The organism is Streptacidiphilus neutrinimicus (assembly GCF_000787815.1).
Lineage (GTDB): Bacteria > Actinomycetota > Actinomycetes > Streptomycetales > Streptomycetaceae > Streptacidiphilus > Streptacidiphilus neutrinimicus.
The window spans coordinates 142,967-143,422 of the sequence record NZ_BBPO01000006.1 but is presented as its reverse complement, the minus strand read 5'-3'; the positions used below and the strand labels follow the sequence as shown (position 1 = coordinate 143,422).

At 74.8% G+C, this 456-nt stretch carries 1 protein-coding gene; it reads right to left on the bottom strand.

The window, feature by feature from the left end:
- Positions 1 to 456, bottom strand: a 456-nt coding sequence (locus TR48_RS06845) for a 3-oxoacyl-[acyl-carrier-protein] synthase III C-terminal domain-containing protein (RefSeq protein ID WP_042365049.1), incomplete at both ends; no start/stop codon positions are given.

Sequence of the window (456 nt, the reverse complement as noted above, 5' to 3'; positions counted from 1 at the left end):
GGCGAGGGGGACGGAGGCCGCGGAGGTGTTGCCCGAGTAGACCACGTCGCGGGCGACGACACAGTCCGGCGCGAGGCCGAGCTTGCCCGCGATGGCATCGATGATGCGCAGGTTGGCCTGGTGCGGGACGAAGGCGACCAGCTCGTCCGGGCGGACGCCCGCGCGCTCGCAGGCCTCGCGGGCGATCGGGGCGAGCTGGGTGGTGGCCCACCGGAAGACGGCCTGGCCCTGCTGGCTGATGGTCGGGTCCCAGCCGTCGATGCGGACGGCGTCGCCCTTGGTGGGGTCGGAGCCCCAGACGACGGGACCGACGCCCTCGAAGTCGTCGGAGGCCTCCAGGACGGCCGCGCCCGCGCCGTCGGCGAAGATCACGCAGGTGGAGCGGTCGCTCCAGTCGATCGTGTCGGACATCTTCTCCGCGCCGACGACCACGGCGCGGCGGGCCGCGCCCGCGCC